Source organism: Amycolatopsis stemonae (assembly GCF_054781455.1).
Map to the genome: position 1 here is coordinate 338,297 of NZ_BAAGUJ010000005.1, position 14,081 is coordinate 352,377.

15 protein-coding genes are annotated in these 14,081 nt (G+C 74.2%); 10 read left to right on the plus strand and 5 right to left on the minus strand.

What is annotated here, in order from left to right:
• The first annotated feature begins 52 nt into the window (after positions 1–52).
• Genes ACYVLJ_RS20930 through ACYVLJ_RS20950 form a run of 5 tightly spaced genes read left to right on the plus strand, consistent with a single transcriptional unit; the run spans position 53 to position 5,013 of the window.
• Complete coding sequence (locus ACYVLJ_RS20930; RefSeq protein WP_460439929.1) at positions 53–1,588, plus strand: periplasmic substrate-binding domain-containing protein; 1,536 nt, start codon at positions 53–55, stop codon at positions 1,586–1,588.
• Positions 1,585–2,550, plus strand: a complete 966-nt coding sequence (locus ACYVLJ_RS20935) for an ABC transporter permease (RefSeq protein ID WP_460439930.1) — start codon at positions 1,585–1,587, stop codon at positions 2,548–2,550. The genes ACYVLJ_RS20930 and ACYVLJ_RS20935 overlap by 4 nt, the downstream gene beginning before the upstream one ends.
• A complete protein-coding gene (locus ACYVLJ_RS20940; protein WP_460439931.1) occupies positions 2,547–3,425 on the plus strand; it encodes an ABC transporter permease in 879 nt (292 codons plus the stop codon). The genes ACYVLJ_RS20935 and ACYVLJ_RS20940 overlap by 4 nt, the downstream gene beginning before the upstream one ends.
• The gene (locus ACYVLJ_RS20945) at positions 3,422–4,216 is read left to right on the plus strand and encodes an ABC transporter ATP-binding protein (protein WP_460439932.1); all 795 of its coding nucleotides are present in this window, start codon (positions 3,422–3,424) and stop codon (positions 4,214–4,216) included. Before ACYVLJ_RS20940 ends, ACYVLJ_RS20945 begins: the two co-directional genes overlap by 4 nt.
• Positions 4,213–5,013, plus strand: coding sequence for an ABC transporter ATP-binding protein (locus ACYVLJ_RS20950; protein ID WP_460439933.1), 801 nt, complete (start codon positions 4,213–4,215; stop codon positions 5,011–5,013). The genes ACYVLJ_RS20945 and ACYVLJ_RS20950 overlap by 4 nt, the downstream gene beginning before the upstream one ends.
• Before the next feature lie 5 nt (positions 5,014–5,018).
• Here the strand turns inward: ACYVLJ_RS20950 and ACYVLJ_RS20955 are convergent, their stop codons facing one another.
• Positions 5,019–5,945, minus strand: coding sequence for an ROK family protein (locus ACYVLJ_RS20955; RefSeq protein WP_451980783.1), 927 nt, complete (start codon positions 5,943–5,945; stop codon positions 5,019–5,021).
• Positions 5,946–5,986: 41 nt separating this feature from the next.
• On the opposite strand from ACYVLJ_RS20955, the gene ACYVLJ_RS20960 reads away from it, so the two are divergent.
• Both ACYVLJ_RS20960 and ACYVLJ_RS20965 read left to right on the plus strand, forming a co-directional pair.
• Positions 5,987–6,736: a creatininase family protein gene (locus tag ACYVLJ_RS20960; protein WP_460439934.1), complete on the plus strand. Its 750-nt coding sequence runs from the start codon at positions 5,987–5,989 to the stop codon at positions 6,734–6,736.
• On the plus strand, positions 6,733–7,860 hold the full coding sequence (locus ACYVLJ_RS20965; RefSeq protein WP_460439935.1) for a mandelate racemase/muconate lactonizing enzyme family protein: 1,128 nt from the start codon (positions 6,733–6,735) through the stop codon (positions 7,858–7,860). Before ACYVLJ_RS20960 ends, ACYVLJ_RS20965 begins: the two co-directional genes overlap by 4 nt.
• Positions 7,861–8,099: 239 nt before the next feature.
• Here the strand turns inward: ACYVLJ_RS20965 and ACYVLJ_RS20970 are convergent, their stop codons facing one another.
• On the minus strand, positions 8,100–9,218 hold the full coding sequence (locus tag ACYVLJ_RS20970; RefSeq protein ID WP_460439936.1) for an STAS domain-containing protein: 1,119 nt from the start codon (positions 9,216–9,218) through the stop codon (positions 8,100–8,102).
• A gap of 170 nt (positions 9,219–9,388) precedes the next feature.
• Between ACYVLJ_RS20970 and ACYVLJ_RS20975 the strand changes: the two genes are divergently transcribed.
• Genes ACYVLJ_RS20975 through ACYVLJ_RS20985 form a run of 3 tightly spaced genes read left to right on the plus strand, consistent with a single transcriptional unit; the run spans position 9,389 to position 11,606 of the window.
• A complete protein-coding gene (locus ACYVLJ_RS20975) occupies positions 9,389–9,784 on the plus strand; it encodes an STAS domain-containing protein (protein ID WP_460439937.1) in 396 nt (131 codons plus the stop codon).
• Positions 9,785–9,813: 29 nt separating this feature from the next.
• Positions 9,814–10,653 (plus strand): MEDS domain-containing protein, encoded by an 840-nt coding sequence (locus ACYVLJ_RS20980; RefSeq protein WP_460440191.1) that lies wholly within the window; start codon positions 9,814–9,816, stop codon positions 10,651–10,653.
• Positions 10,650–11,606, plus strand: coding sequence for an anti-sigma factor RsbA family regulatory protein (locus ACYVLJ_RS20985; protein WP_460439938.1), 957 nt, complete (start codon positions 10,650–10,652; stop codon positions 11,604–11,606). Before ACYVLJ_RS20980 ends, ACYVLJ_RS20985 begins: the two co-directional genes overlap by 4 nt.
• Positions 11,607–11,610: 4 nt before the next feature.
• On the opposite strand, the gene ACYVLJ_RS20990 is transcribed toward ACYVLJ_RS20985, so the two are convergent.
• From ACYVLJ_RS20990 to ACYVLJ_RS21000, 3 genes are read right to left on the minus strand one after another with little or no spacing between them, the layout of a single operon-like run.
• Positions 11,611–12,705, minus strand: coding sequence for an ANTAR domain-containing protein (locus tag ACYVLJ_RS20990; RefSeq protein WP_460439939.1), 1,095 nt, complete (start codon positions 12,703–12,705; stop codon positions 11,611–11,613).
• A gap of 55 nt (positions 12,706–12,760) precedes the next feature.
• Positions 12,761–13,420, minus strand: coding sequence for a Rieske (2Fe-2S) protein (locus ACYVLJ_RS20995; protein ID WP_460439940.1), 660 nt, complete (start codon positions 13,418–13,420; stop codon positions 12,761–12,763).
• Positions 13,417–13,941, minus strand: a complete 525-nt coding sequence (locus tag ACYVLJ_RS21000; protein WP_451980806.1) for an RNA polymerase sigma factor — start codon at positions 13,939–13,941, stop codon at positions 13,417–13,419. The genes ACYVLJ_RS20995 and ACYVLJ_RS21000 overlap by 4 nt, the downstream gene beginning before the upstream one ends.
• Between the last annotated feature and the right edge of the window lie 140 nt (positions 13,942–14,081).

The following is a 14,081-nucleotide window of genomic DNA, read 5'->3' on the forward strand; positions in this document are numbered from 1 at the left end:
AATTGCGTTCCGCGTGACGGAATGCTCTTCCGAAAGACGGAAAGGAGGCGCCGTGTCCCCACTGTCGCGCCGCGACGCCCTGCGGCTGGGCGGGCTCGCGCTCCCCGCGCTGGCCCTGCCCGGCCTGCTGAGCGCGTGCGGCACCGCCGCGGGCGCCACCGGCAGCGTGCTGCGCGTCGCGCAGACGTCGGACCCGAAGACGCTCGACCCGCAGAAGCAGGGCGACCTGACCTCGATGAATGTGCTGACCAACCTGTTCGACACGCTCACCACCCGGGGCCCGGACAACCGGCTCGCGCCGGGGCTGGCCCTGGAGTGGTCCTCGCCCGACCCGCTGACCTGGCGGTTCAAGCTGCGCTCCGGCGTACGGTTCCACAACGGGGAGCCGTGCGACGCCCAGGCCGTGGCCTTCAGCATCAACCGGCTGCTCGACCCGGCCACGAAGTCGCCGATCGTCGAGCTACGCTACGTCAAGCAGGCCGTCGCGACCGACCAGCTCACCGTGGACCTGCGCTGCAGCCAGCCCGACCCGATCATCCCGGCGAAGGTGTCGCTGTTCGGCGGCGTCGCCGTCCCGCCGGGCTACCTCAAGCAGGTCGGCAACGCCGGGTTCGCGAAGCACCCCGTCGGCACCGGGCCGTTCACCTTCGCCGAGTTCCAGCGCGACCACCGGCTGCGGATGCGCGCCAACCCCGTCTACTGGGGCGGCAAACCGGCCTACGACGAGCTGGTGTTCCTCCCGATGCCCGACCCGTCCTCGGCGCTCGCCTCGCTGCAGAGCGACGAAGTGGACATCGTCGCCAACCTGACCCCGGACGCCGCCCTGCAGCTGCAGGGCTACAAGGGCGTCTCGATCAAGCACTACCCGGGCATCCGCACGTCCTACCTGTCGCTGGACACCACCAGCGGCCCGCTGCGCGACGTGCGCGTCCGCCGGGCGCTCAACCACGCCGTCGACGTGCCGCTGCTGATCAAGGCGGTGCTCGACGGCAAGGCCCGCGAGGTGCCGACGATGTTCCCGCGCGAGTCCTTCGGCTTCGACGCCTCGGTCACGCCGTTCACCCGCGACCTCGGTCTGGCCAAACAACTGCTCGCCGAGGCCGGCTTCCCCGACGGCTTCGACACCTCGCTCACCGCGCAGACCGCCGACGCCAACCTCGCCGAGGCGATCTCCGGCCTGCTCGCCCGCGCCGGCGTCCGGGCCGAGGTGGACCTCGTCGACGCCGGCACGTACACGAGCCGGCTCACCTCGAGCAACCGCGCCGCGCTCGGCCCGATCTACCTGGCCGCCAGCACCGGCTGGACGCTCGACGCGGAAAGCCTCGTGCAGTCCAACGTCCGCCACGACCGGCGGCAGAGCCGCTGGCACAACGCCGACGCCGACCGGCTGGTCGACGCCGAAGAGCTGTCACCCGCCCCCGCCGACCGGCAGCGCGCGTTCACGCGGCTGCAGCACCTTCTCAAGGAGGAGGCGCCGTTCGTGTTCCTCTACCAGATCGACAACGTCCACGCGGTCAACGCCCGTCCACAGTGGACACCGGGCGTGGTCGGCGTGCTGAACATGGCGAAGGCGACGGTGACGCCATGACCGCGCTCGCGCTGAGCCGCCCGGCCGCCGCCGGGAGCGGGGTGCTCCGCACGGTCGCCACCAAGGTGCTGACCGCGGTCGTCGTGCTGTTCTTCGTCGCCACGGCGGCGTTCTTCCTGGTCCGCCTGTCGGGCGACCCGGTCAAGCTGATCCTGCCGCCCGACGCCACCGCCGCGCAGGAGGCGACGCTGCGCGCGAGCCTCGGCCTGGACCGCCCGCTGCTCACCCAGTACCTCGACTACCTCGGCGGCCTGCCGCGGCTGCGCCTGGGCACGTCGCTCGTCTACGACCAGCCCGTCGCCGACGTGCTGTTCGCCCGCGTCCCCGCGACGCTCGAACTGGCCGGCGCGGCCCTGCTGCTGGCGCTGGTCGTCGCCGTCCCGGCGGGCACGTTCGCCGCGGTGCGCCGCGGCCGCGCCGGCGACACCGGCGTGATGACCGGCGTCCTGGTCGGGCAGTCGACGCCGGCGTTCTGGGTGGGGATCCTGCTGATCCTCGTCTTCGCCGTGCGGCTGCAGCTGCTGCCCGCGTCCGGCTACGGCGGGTTCGACCACCTCGTGCTGCCCGCGATCACCCTTGCCGTCTACTCGGTCGCGGTGATCGCGCGGCTGCTGCGGACGTCGCTGATCGACGTGCTCGGCGCCGACTACATCCGCACCGCCCGCGCGAAGGGCCTCGGCACGGCCGGCGTCGTCCTGTCCCACGGCCTGCGCAACGCCGCGCTGCCGGTCGTCACGGTGGTCGGCCTGGAGGTCGGCTCGCTGCTCGGCGGCGCGATCCTCACCGAGCAGGTGTTCTCCTGGCCCGGCCTCGGCCGGCTCACCGTGGAGGCGATCCAGAACCGCGACTTCCCGCTGGTCCAGGCCGCGGTGCTGTTCTTCGCCGCCACGTTCGTCCTGGTCAACCTGCTGGTGGACCTGTCCTACACGCTGCTCGACCCGAGGGTGCGGGTGACCGCATGACCGCCGTCGCCCTGCCCGCCGCCCGCCCGAAGATGGCCCGCGCGCTCCTGCGCAGCAAGCTCGGCGCCGTCGCGCTCGCCGTGCTGACGCTCATGGTGCTCGTCGCCCTGTTCGCGCCGGTCATCGCGCCCTACGACCCGGGCGCGCAGGACCTGCTGGTGCGCCTGCACCCGCCCGCGTGGGCGGCCGGCGGCGACTCCGCCCACCTGCTCGGCACGGACCAGCTGGGCCGCGACATCCTGTCCCGGCTCTGCTACGGCGCCCGCGTCTCGCTGCTCGTCGGTGCGTGCGCGGCGCTGCTCGCGGGCCTCGCCGGGGCCGCGATCGGCCTGGTCGCCGGGTTCCTCGGCGGCTGGTTCGACCGGATCCTCATGCGGCTGGCCGACATCCAGCTCGCGTTCCCGTCGATCCTGCTGGCCCTGGCCATCGTCGGGTTCCTCGGCTCCGGCCTGTGGTACGTCGTGCTGGTGCTCGGCTTCACGGGCTGGGTCTCCTACGCCCGCGTCATCCGGTCCGAGGTGCTTTCGCTGCGCACCAGGGAGTTCGTCACCGAGGCCCGCGCGATCGGCGTCACGGACTTCACGATCATGCGGCGGCACCTGCTGCCCAACGTCATGGCACCGCTGGCGACCATCGGCACCCTGCACGTCGCCGCGGCGATCGTCGCGGAGGCGTCCCTGAGCTACCTCGGCCTCGGCGTGCCGAAGCAGACCGTGACCTGGGGCGGCATGCTCGCCGACGGCCAGCTCTACCTCGGCACGTCGTGGTGGGTGGCGGTGTTCCCGGGCATCGCGCTGATGCTCACCGCGCTGGCCGTCAACATCACCGGCGACGTGCTGCGCGACGTCGCGGACCCGAAGGCGTACCGCTCATGAGCCTGCTGGAGATCAACGACCTGCGCGTCGAGTTCCACGTCGACACCGGCGCGGTGACCGCGGCCGACGGCGTGAGCCTGTCGGTGGCCGAAGGCGAAACCCTGGCGCTGGTGGGGGAGTCCGGCAGCGGCAAGACCGCGACGGCGCTGTCGGTGCTGCGGCTCAACCCCGAGCCGCCGTGCGTCTACGCGGGCGGCTCCGTGCTGCTCGACGGCCGGGACATCCTGCGGCTGCCCGAAAAGGAGCTCCGGCGCGTCCGCGGCAACGACGTCGCCATGGTCTTCCAGGACCCGATGACGAGCCTCAACCCGGTGCGGCGCGTCGGGGTCCAGGTCGCCGAGGTGGTCCGGAAGCACCACGGCGCGTCCCGGGCCGAGGCGCGCGCGGCGGCCGTCTCGGCGTTGGAGGAAGCCGGTATCCCGGACGCCGGACGCCGGGCTTCGCAGTACCCGCACCAGCTTTCCGGCGGGCTGCGGCAGCGGGTGATGATCGCGATGGCGCTGGTCGGCCGGCCGCGGGTGCTCATCGCGGACGAGCCGACGACCGCGCTCGACGTGACCGTCCAGGCGCAGATCCTCGAGCTGCTGGTGGACCTGCAGGCCCGGCACGGGATGGCGATCCTGCTCATCACGCACGACCTGGGCGTCGTCGCGGAGGTCGCGGACCGGGTGGTGGTCATGAGCGCGGGCCGGGTCGTGGAGACCGGCGACGTCGTGCCGCTGTTCGAGGCGCCGCGGGAGGACTACACGCGCGAGCTGCTGCGCGCCACACCGAAGCTGGAGCGGGCATGACGAACCTGGCCGAGATCCGCGGGCTGCGCAAGGACTACGGCGCACTGTCCGCCGTGGACGGAGTCGACCTCGACGTCGTCGCGGGCGAAACCCTCGCGGTGGTCGGGGAGTCGGGCAGCGGCAAGACGACGCTGACCCGCCTGCTGCTGCGGCTGGTCGAGCCGACGGCGGGCACGGTCCGCTTCGACGGCGCCGACCTGCTCACCATGCCGGCCCGGCGGCTGCGCAAGGTCCGGCGCGAGATGCAGGTGGTGCTGCAGGACCCGTACTCGAGCATGAACCCGCGGCTGCGCGTCACGGAGATCGTCGGCGAACCCCTGCTGACGCACGACCCGTCGATGCGCGGACGCCGCGCCCGGGCCCGGGTCCGCGAGCGGGTGGCGGACCTGCTCGAAGCGGTCGGCCTGCCCGCGCAGGTCCAGGACCGCTACCCGCACGAGTTCTCCGGCGGCCAGCGCCAGCGCGTCTCCATCGCGCGGGCGCTGGCCCTGGAGCCGCGGCTGGTGGTGCTGGACGAGCCGACGAGCGCCCTCGACGTCTCGGTGCAGGCCCAGGTGCTGGACCTGCTGGGTGCGCTGCAGGAGCGGCTGAGCCTGACGTACGTGTTCGTGTCGCACAACCTGGCGGTGGTCCAGCAGATCGCCGACCGCGTGGCGGTGATGCGCGCGGGAAAGATCGTCGAACTGGCGGACGCGGCCACGCTGTTCCGCTCGCCTTCGCACGAGTACACGCGGAGCCTGCTCGACGCGGTGCCGAATCCGGACCCGCGGCTGGCGCGCCGCCGGGCGGCCGGATGAGGGCCTCAGCGGTGCGAAAGCACGAGACCCGCGCCGCCGAGCAGGGCGACGTCGTCGGCCGGGCCCGGGCTCACCACCACCCTCGGCGGTGCGGCGCCGCTGGCCCACGACGAATCTTCGCGCAGCCGGGCTTCGATGCGGGCGCGGAAGTGCTCGCCGCCGTCCGCGGCCTCGCCGTGGAGGACGAACAGGCCCGGGGCGAACAGCTGCTGCACGTTCACCAGGCCCAGCGCGATGTTGGCCGCGTACTCGTCGAGCAGGGGGTCGCCGGCCAGTTCGCGCACCGACTGCGCGGCCAGCCCGCGCCGCGCCGCCTCGGCGCGCAGCCACGGTGTCGTCGCGACCGTCTTCCAGCAGCCGCGGGCGCCGCAGGTGCAGCGGCGGCCGCTCGCCGCGACCGTCATGTGCGCGCCGCTGCGGCCGCCCGGTGGCGCCAGGACCTCGCCGCCGTACAGGATCCCGACGCCCAGCACTTCTCCGGTGGACACGGACGCGAACGCCGTCCGGCCGCGGCCCTCGCCGAACCAGCGGTCGCCCATGACCTGCAGCCGCGCCCGGTGTTCGACGTGCACCGGCACACCGGCCACAGTGGACAGTCTCGCGGCGACCGGGTAGCCGCGCAGCGCGGGCACTTCGTTGACCTCGATGATCACGCCCGCCGCGGCGTCGACGAGGCCGGCGGCGGCCACGCCGACGCCGACCGGGCGTTCGGGGAACCGCGCGACCGCCTCGAGGGCCGCGTCGATCTCGGCCGGGTCCGCCGTGTCGCGCGGGTACGCCGCCTCGGCGCGCCACCGCACCGCGCCGGACAGCTCGACCAGCGCCGCCCGGACGCGGCCGGGCAGCAGCTCGACGGCCCCCAGCACCGGGCCGCCGGCCTCGGGGGCCGGCGCCGGGACCAGCCGCAGGGCCGGGCGTTCGCCGGTGCTCATGCGGCCACGATGCCACGACCCGCGACGACAGGGGAGACCCGATGCCCGAACTGACGCGGATGTCCGCGCGGGAAGTCCGTGCCGAAGCGCGCGACGCCATCGCACTGCTGCCGATCGGCTCGCAGGAGCAGCACGCGGGCCACCTGCCGATGGGCACCGACACGCTGCTCGCCGAGGCCGTCACCGACCGCGCCCTCGACCGCCTCGGCGGGACGCCGGCCGTGGTGCGGCTGCCCGCCCTGCCCTTCGGCCACAGCCCGCACCACCTGTTCGCCGCGGCGGTCTCGCTGCGGGCCGCGACCCTGCAGGCCGTCCTCGCCGACGTGCTCGATTCGCTCGTCACCAGCGGGTTCCGCCGCGTGCTCGTGGTCAACGGCCACGGCGGCAACGACGAGATCATGCGCCTGGCCGTCAAGGAGCACGCCCTGCGCGCGGACGTAGCCGTGGGTGCGTGCTCGTACTTTTCGCTCGGCGAGCACAGCGGCTCACCCGGCCACGCCGGCCACTACGAGACGTCCCTGATGCTCGCCGCGCACCCGGACCTCGTCCGCCCGCGCGAACCGCGGCCGGAGGTCACGCCGCCACCGCTGTTCGCCGAACCGCCGTACCCCGGCCTGACCGCCGAACGCCACGGCGAATGGGCCCGCGCCGGCGGCAGCACCGACGACGCCGGCGAAGCGACCGCGGAAGGCGGCGCCGCCCTGCTCGAAGACCGGGTGACCGCGCTGGCGGACGCGATCCGCGCGTTCGACGCGGCCACCCGCGCAACCCACGCCGAAGGGGAGGCATGAAGATCACCGAAGTCGACGCGCTCGTCGTGAACCTGCCGTTGACCAACCCGTTCACCAGCTCGTTCGAGACCAAGACGGGCGAAACGCGCACCGTGGTGCGGCTGCGCACCGACACCGGCGTGACCGGCTGGGGCGAGACGATGTGGGGCCGCCCGGTCGCCGAGTTGGTGCGCAAGCTCGGCGCGGGCCTGGTGGGCACCAGCCCGTTCGCGCTCGAGGCGTTCCACCGGCGCCACCACATGGTGCCGTTCTTCCACGGCTACCTCGGCTACGCGGCGTTGGCCGCGCTCGACGTCGCCTGCTGGGACCTGATCGGGCGCGTCACCGGCCAGTCCGTGACGGACCTGCTCGGCGGCCGGGTCCGCGACGAAGTCCCGATCACGGCGCTCGTCACGCGTGCCGACGCTCCGGGCGCGGCGGGCCGCGAACTGGCCCAGGGGGTCGCCGAGCACGCGGCGAAGGTGGTCGCCCGGGGCGGGTTCACGGCGGTGAAGCTCAAGGGCACCACCGACGTCCGGGGCGACGTCGCGATCATGCGCGAGCTGCGGCGCGCGCTGCCGGACGTCGAGCTGCGCGTCGACCCGAACGCCGCCTGGTCGGTGCCCGACTCGATCCGTGCCGGGCTCGCGCTGGAGGAGCTGGACCTGGAGTACCTCGAAGACCCGTGCGCCGGCATCGAAGGCATGGCCCAGGTGCGCGCGAAGGTGCGGATTCCGTTGTGCACCAACATGTGCGTGGTGCGGTTCGAAGAGTTCGCACCGGCCGTGCGGCTGGGTGCGGTCGACGTGGTCCACGGCGACGTCTACAAGTGGGGCGGCATCGCGGCGACGAAGGCCCTGGCCGCGCACTGCGAGACGTTCGGCCTCGGGATGAACCTGCACAGCGGCGGCGAACTGGGCATCGCGACCGCCGCGCACCTGGCGGTCGTGGCGAGCACGCCGGTCCTGTCGCGGGCCATCGACAGCATGTACTACCTGCACGCGGACGACATCGTCGAGCCCCTCGAGCTCACCGGTGGCCGGCTGCGCGTGCCGTCCGGGCCGGGCCTGGGCGTGACGGTGGACGAGGACAAGCTGGCCCACTACGCCCGGCGCAACGCCGAGGAGGGCGACCTGACCGGCTGATCCGGCGACCGGGAGGGTGGCCCGGCCGGCGGCGGCCCCCTGCAGCCCCGCGGGCCGGGTCACCCTCGCGCAAGGCGGCCCGGCGCGCGGTACCGGGAGCGCGCGACCGCCCGTGTGGTCGGTGACCCGTCGAGCCGGGTGCCCGGCCGGACGTGACTCAAACCCGCCGGTGACCACGGACGCGTTCTCCGGCGCGGTGCTGCCGTGCCCGGAGCACCGGAAGCTCGTGGTCGCGATCCTCAGCCGGCGGCCAGGGTGTCGTGCAGGTCCCGCAGGGCCGCGCGCAGGCGCCGCCGGTCGTCCCACGCTTCCCAGCGGCTCACCGAGTGGGCGATGTGGTCGAGCTCGGTGGCTTCCGCCGCCGTGACGACCCGGCCGGACCGGCGGTCGAGGGTGGAGAGCACGGCCCGGCACTCCAGGCTGTCGTGGTCGAGCACCGGGGTGCTCTGCGCGAAACGGAACCGGTCGGCGAGCAGGACGTCCCGGGTGCGGGTGCCGGTGAGCAGGGTGTCGGTGCTCAGGTCCGGGACGACGACGCGGGTGCCGTAGAGGCTGGCCCGCGCGCACGCGGTGTCGAACCGGCCGATCCGGCCGAGGGTTCGCCAGAGCTCCCGGTCCAAGCCGTGGGCGCCGACCAGCAGCAGCGCGTTCGCGGTGGCGACCTGGGCGTAGCCGGCCGGTGCCGCCATGACGTTCATCGTGGCCTTGAGCGCGGCGTCGAGCACCGTGAGCAGTTTCGGGGCGGGGCTGGCGCGGACGGGGAACGGCATGGCCGGCGCGGCGCCGTCGGGCACCACGCCGCGCGTGGCCGGGATGAGCAGCTCGCCCGACGCGGCGGCCAGCTGACCGGCGTGGATCCGGTGCCGGGTCGCGGCGTCCCGCAGGAGGCCGACGGCCGTTTCGATGTCGCTCAGCGAGTAGCGGCGCTGGAGCTGCTGGACGGCCTGGACGAGCTCGGCCATGGTCCCGGCCCTGGTCGTCGGCGCGGCGCGGAGCACGGCCGCGCCGTCGGCGGCGAGCGCGGCGCCGCGCGAGTCGTGCACCGCGATCAGCCCGAGCGAGGTGATCAGGGGAACGACCCGGCGGGCCGGGCTGCCGGGGCCGATGACGACCCGGGTCCGGCGGTGGTGCGCGCGCCAGCCGGTGGCGGTCCGCGCGATCGCCCGCACCGCCGCGGCGGTGAACAGCGAGGCGGCCGAGAGGTCGACGACGACGTCGGCCGGCCCGGCGCCCGCCAGCTCGCGCAACCGCCGCTCGAACGCCGTGGCGACCGCCGCGTCGATGCCGCCGCGGACCACGATCACCTGCCTGGGTGGGCTGCCGGCGGCCGGCTCGGCCCACGCCTCCCATCGCCGCATTCCGTCCCCTGTGTGCGCACTGTCGGGTGGCCACCGGTGACGATGGTCGACCTGGCTGGTCGGAGAACGTACGAGCACGAGCCACGGCGCACACCGCGTCCCGACGTCAGGGTAGCCCGGCGCGGACGTCGTGCGGCCGCGCGATCGGACGAGCGGGCTACGGTGGTGTCATGCCGGTCCCGAACCCCAGTGACGACACGCGGATCAGCGTCCGCACCGTGTCGGACGTCGTCGTGGTCGCGGTGGCCGGCGAGCTCGACATGGTCGGTGCCCAGCCGCTGCGGTCCGAGCTGGCCGCCCGGATCCGGTCGGGCCCGGCCGGGCTGGTCGTCGACTTCGAGCGCGTCGAGTTCTGCGCGTCGCCCGGCCTGCGGGTGCTCGCGGAGACCGCGATGGCGGCCGCCGAGGCCGGGGTGCCGTTCGTCGTCGCCGGCGCGCGGCCGAACGTCGCACGGGCCCTCGAGATGGGCCGGCTGATCGAGGTCGTGCTGCTCGCCGACGACGTGGACCAGGCGGTGGCCTGGGTGCCCGGCCTGCGCGCGGCGGGTGAGCACCCCGGACTTTGAGGCGGGCGGCGTAGTCTCAGCGCGTGCAGATGCCGACACAGCGGGACCGCGGGCTGCCGACGCCGCTCCGCGACCACGTGTGCTGGGGCTACCGGCGGCGGGACGAGTTCGTCTCGCGGGCGCGGGAGTTCCTGGCCGAGGGCCTCGCCGCGGGGAAGCGGGTGCTCTACGTGGGCCAGGGTGACAAGACGTCCCTGGCCCGGCAGCTGCAGGGCACCGGCGAGTTCGACGAGGGGCTGCGGCGCGGTGCCGTGCGGGTGTCCTCTGTGGACTCGACCTACCCGGCGGGAGCCGTCGTCGACCCCGCCGGCCAGGTCCGGTTCTACGCCGCGGCGACCGAGGCGGCGCTGGCGGCCGGGTTCACCGGGCTGCGGGTGGCCGCGGACGCGACCTCGCTGGTGCGCACGCCCGCCCAGCTGGACGCCTTCGCCCGCTACGAGCACAGCGTGGACCGCTACATGGCGGCCCACCCGATGTCGGCGATGTGCGGTTACGACCGGACCGAACTGGGCGACGAAGCCGTCGCGCAACTGGCCTGCATGCACCCCTTCGCCCACGACGGCGCGACGCCGTTCCACCTGCACGGGCACGCCGGGCCCGGGGACTCCGCCGCCCTCGACGGGGAGCTGGACGTCGCGGTCCGCCGGTTGTGGCCGCTCGCGCTGGAGCGCGCCGGGCTGGGCTCGGCCGCGGACCCGGTCGCGATCGACGCGACCGGCCTGGACTTCATCGACCACCGCGGCCTGTTCGCCGTCTCCGACCACGCCGAACGGCACGGCACCACGGTCGTCCTGCGGACGCGGCTGAGCACCCCGGCGCGGCTGCTGGAGCTGTTCGACGTCCCGGGGGTGCGGGTGGAGCGCCCGTGACGACCACCGACCCGGCCACCACCCGGCGCGGCTACGACCACGCCGCCGTCCACTACTCCTCCGACGAAGAGCTGCTCGCCGTCGCCGTGCCGTTCCTCCGCGACGGGCTCGGCGCGGGCGAGCCGACCCTCGTTTCCCTGGTACCGGACCGGGCCGAACTCGTGCGCGACGCGCTTCCCGAGGCCGGCGCCGTGCACTTCCTGCCGACCGGCGACCTCTACACGCGGCCCGCCACGGCGATCAAGTCCTACCGCGAGCTGCTGGCCGGGCTCGTCGGCGAGGGCGCCACCGGCATCCGCGTCTTCGGCGAGATCCCGCCGGCCGTGATCGGGACCTCCTGGGACTGGTGGGCCCGCTACGAGTCCGCGGTGAACCACGCCTACGACGAGTTCCCCCTGCGCAGCATGTGCGCCTACGACACCCGCACGACCCCGCGGCACGTGCTCGACGACGTCGCCCGCACCCACCCGTTCCTCGCCACGCCCGGCGGTGGGTACCACCCCAACGCCGGGTACGTCGACCCGACCGCGTTCCTCGCCGGCCCGCGGCCGCCGGTGCCCTTCGCGATCCAGCGCAACGCGCCGCTGGCCGAACTCGCCGACCCGACGCCCTCGGCCGCCCGCCGGGCCGTCGCGGACGCCGTCCAGCCGCACCTGCCCGCGGCCGAGGCCGACGACCTCGTGCTGGCGGTCAGCGAGATCGTCGACAACGCCCTGCGCCACGGCCGCCCGCCGGTCCGGGTGCGGATCTGGGCGGGAGCCGGCCACGCGGTCGTCACGGTGCACGACACCGGCGAGGGCCCGGGCGACCCGTTCGCCGGCCTGCTGCCCGCCGGGCAGGACATCGGTGGCCGTGGGCTGTGGATCGCGCACCAGGTCTGCAGCGAGGTCGTCCTCCACCGCGACGACACGGGCTTCACCGCCCGGCTCGCCGCGGGGAACCCCTGGATCTGAGCGGTCAGGCGTCTTCGACGGGAGCCAGCTTCGCGTGGTTCTGGACCAGGGCTTCCGCGATCTCGGCCAGCTTGACGTTGAGGTCCTGCGAAGTGCGGCGGAGCAGGGCGAACGCGGCTTCGGCGTCGAGGCCCTGGCGGGCCATCAAGATCCCCTTCGCCTGGCCGATCACGTCCCGGGACCCGATCGCCTCCTTGAGGTGCGTGCGCTCCAGCTCGGCGACCTCGGCCCCGCGGGCGTGCTCCAGGGCCAGCGAGGCGTGCGTGGCGAGCAGCAGCGAGCGGTGGCGGTCGGTCGGGGTGATGCCGCCGCGGTGGGCGTAGATGTTGAGGGCGCCGGTGAGCCCGCCCGGGCGAGAGGCCGGCAGCAGGGCCGTCGACAGCACCGCGCCGAGGCCGTGCGCCGTCGCGACCGCGGCGAACTGCGGCCACGCCGAGGGCCGGGCGAGGTCCTGGTCGAGCGCGTAGGCGGGCCCGTCGGGCGTGGCGGCGTCCAGGCAGGGGCCCGCGCCGGTGCGGTACTGGACGTCGTCGAGGTCGGCGGCGATGTCGGGGATTTCGACGGGGGTGAAGAAGCGGCCCCCGGGATCCCGCAGGGTGATGCTGACCAGCCGCGCGTGCGGGACGACGACGGTCGTCGCGGCAACCACCTGCTCCAGGGCGCGGGTGACGCTGGGGGCGTCCAGCAGCACCCGGGTCAGCGCCGCGAGCTGCTCCCCGAGCCGGTCCTCGTCGGCTCCGCCGGGTGCTTCGGTCCGGATCGCCTCGGTCGCGCTGCCGTGCACGGGCAGGTGGCCGCCGCGCAGGAACTTCGCGTTGAGCGTGTGCGGCTCGAGCAGCACGGCCGACCGGACGCCGGTCCGCGCGCGGGTCACCGCGAACTCGCCCAGCGCCCGCACCCCGGCCGCGGAGATCACGTCGACGTCCCGCAGGTCGAGCAGCACGAGCCGCGGTGGCGGGAGGGTGACGGTCGCGTCGAGCAGTTTGCCGCGCGCGGTCTCCGCGGTCGCCGCGTCGAGCGTGCCGCTCACCTCCAGCACGAGAGCCTGTTCCGCGTCCACGGGGAGAACCTCGATCCCGCCGTGCCGTCCTTCAGCCATCTCGAGGGGGTACCCCGGATGACCCGTGGCTATCCCCGCCGACTTCGGCCGCCGCTCACGCGCGTCTCACCGGCGCGTAGACCTGGATCTCGCCGTCTTGTTCCCGCGCTTCGAACTGCGGCAGGGGCGGGATGTCCACCGGCAGGTCGTAGTGCACGATCTCGCCGGTCAGCGCGAAGATCGCGTTGTGGCACGGGCACTGCAGCCGGCGTGCGGAAGCGAGGAGCTGCAGCCGGCAGCCCAGGTGCGTGCAGGTCGAGGACACCGCGCGCAGGCCGTCCGGGGTCCGCTGGACGAAGCCGATCAAGGTGTCCAGCTCGAACTCGCGCACGCCCCCGGCGGGCAGGTCGGCGCTCGCCGCGACCGTGCGCCAGGTGCCCGCGGCGGCCGGTGGTGACGCCGGTGTGTCCGTGCCGCGGACGAGCCGGTCGATCCCGGCGCCCGCCGCGAGGGAGGCCGCGGCGACGCCCGCGGTCCGGACCACGGTGCGGCGGGTGCGCGGCCGGCCGGCGGCGGGTGCGTCGAGCCGGGCCGCGAGCCGGTGGCCGAGGCCGGCGACGAAGTCCGGGTCCGGCACCGCGTCGGCCGCCCCGACGTGCACGGCACGCAGTTCGATGGCGGCGCGCATCTGCGCGACCTGCTCGTCGTCGGGCCGGAACGGTTCCGGCGTGCGCTCCCTGATCAGGCTCTCGGCGAAGTGCTCGACGTCGTTCATGCCCCCTCCTCGATCCGGGCCGCGGCCTGCGCGGCGAGCCGCAGCGCCCGGTGCTGGATCACCTTCACGTTGGCCAGGGTGACGCCGAGTTCGTCGGCGGCGTCCTGCAGCGAGTACGACTCCAGGAACCGTAGTTGCAGGACTTTCCGGGCACGCTCGGGCAATTCGGCGAGAATTGCCGTGATCCGCCGATCCGTCGCGTGCCGGGGCGAGCCGTTCGGCGTTTCGTCGTCGCGATCGGGTATTTCCGTCGTTTCGTCGAGGCCGATCGTGGTGATTTCCCGGCCGAACAGCCGGCGCCAGTGCGCGGCGAGCACCGTCCGCGCGGTGGCGAGCAGGTAGGCGCGCACCTCTTCGCTGCGGGCCGTGAGGCGCAACGGTTTCAGTGCGGCGAGGAACACCTCGCCGGTGAGGTCTTCGGCGTCCGCCGGGTTTCCCACTTTGGTCAGCATCAGCCGGTAGATCCAGACGACGTTCTCGCGGTAGACGGTTTCCCAGTCCGATTCGGACTTCCCCTCCATCGGGACTCCACATCCGTGTTTCCGATGGTTCCCCACCATACCGGCGGACCGGGAGTGGTGTAACCCCGGTGCATATCTCTCGGCGAGGGGCCACCTTGATTTCTCCTCCGCGCCCCTGCCGGCGAGCGCGGGGACTGCCC

What these genes read in the sequence shown, in the direction of transcription:
- ACYVLJ_RS20970 (WP_460439936.1), bottom strand. Translation starts at nt 9,218, where the DNA reads ATGCGGCGATGGGAGGCGTGGGCCGAGCCGGCCGCCGGCAGCCCACCC.
- ACYVLJ_RS20960 (WP_460439934.1), top strand. Translation starts at nt 5,987, where the DNA reads ATGCCCGAACTGACGCGGATGTCCGCGCGGGAAGTCCGTGCCGAAGCG.
- ACYVLJ_RS20935 (WP_460439930.1), top strand. Translation starts at nt 1,585, where the DNA reads ATGACCGCGCTCGCGCTGAGCCGCCCGGCCGCCGCCGGGAGCGGGGTG.
- ACYVLJ_RS20950 (WP_460439933.1), top strand. Translation starts at nt 4,213, where the DNA reads ATGACGAACCTGGCCGAGATCCGCGGGCTGCGCAAGGACTACGGCGCA.
- ACYVLJ_RS20975 (WP_460439937.1), top strand. Translation starts at nt 9,389, where the DNA reads ATGCCGGTCCCGAACCCCAGTGACGACACGCGGATCAGCGTCCGCACC.
- ACYVLJ_RS20980 (WP_460440191.1), top strand. Translation starts at nt 9,814, where the DNA reads ATGCCGACACAGCGGGACCGCGGGCTGCCGACGCCGCTCCGCGACCAC.
- ACYVLJ_RS20990 (WP_460439939.1), bottom strand. Translation starts at nt 12,705, where the DNA reads ATGGCTGAAGGACGGCACGGCGGGATCGAGGTTCTCCCCGTGGACGCG.
- ACYVLJ_RS20945 (WP_460439932.1), top strand. Translation starts at nt 3,422, where the DNA reads ATGAGCCTGCTGGAGATCAACGACCTGCGCGTCGAGTTCCACGTCGAC.
- ACYVLJ_RS20965 (WP_460439935.1), top strand. Translation starts at nt 6,733, where the DNA reads ATGAAGATCACCGAAGTCGACGCGCTCGTCGTGAACCTGCCGTTGACC.
- ACYVLJ_RS21000 (WP_451980806.1), bottom strand. Translation starts at nt 13,941, where the DNA reads ATGGAGGGGAAGTCCGAATCGGACTGGGAAACCGTCTACCGCGAGAAC.
- ACYVLJ_RS20940 (WP_460439931.1), top strand. Translation starts at nt 2,547, where the DNA reads ATGACCGCCGTCGCCCTGCCCGCCGCCCGCCCGAAGATGGCCCGCGCG.
- ACYVLJ_RS20995 (WP_460439940.1), bottom strand. Translation starts at nt 13,420, where the DNA reads ATGAACGACGTCGAGCACTTCGCCGAGAGCCTGATCAGGGAGCGCACG.
- ACYVLJ_RS20955 (WP_451980783.1), bottom strand. Translation starts at nt 5,945, where the DNA reads ATGAGCACCGGCGAACGCCCGGCCCTGCGGCTGGTCCCGGCGCCGGCC.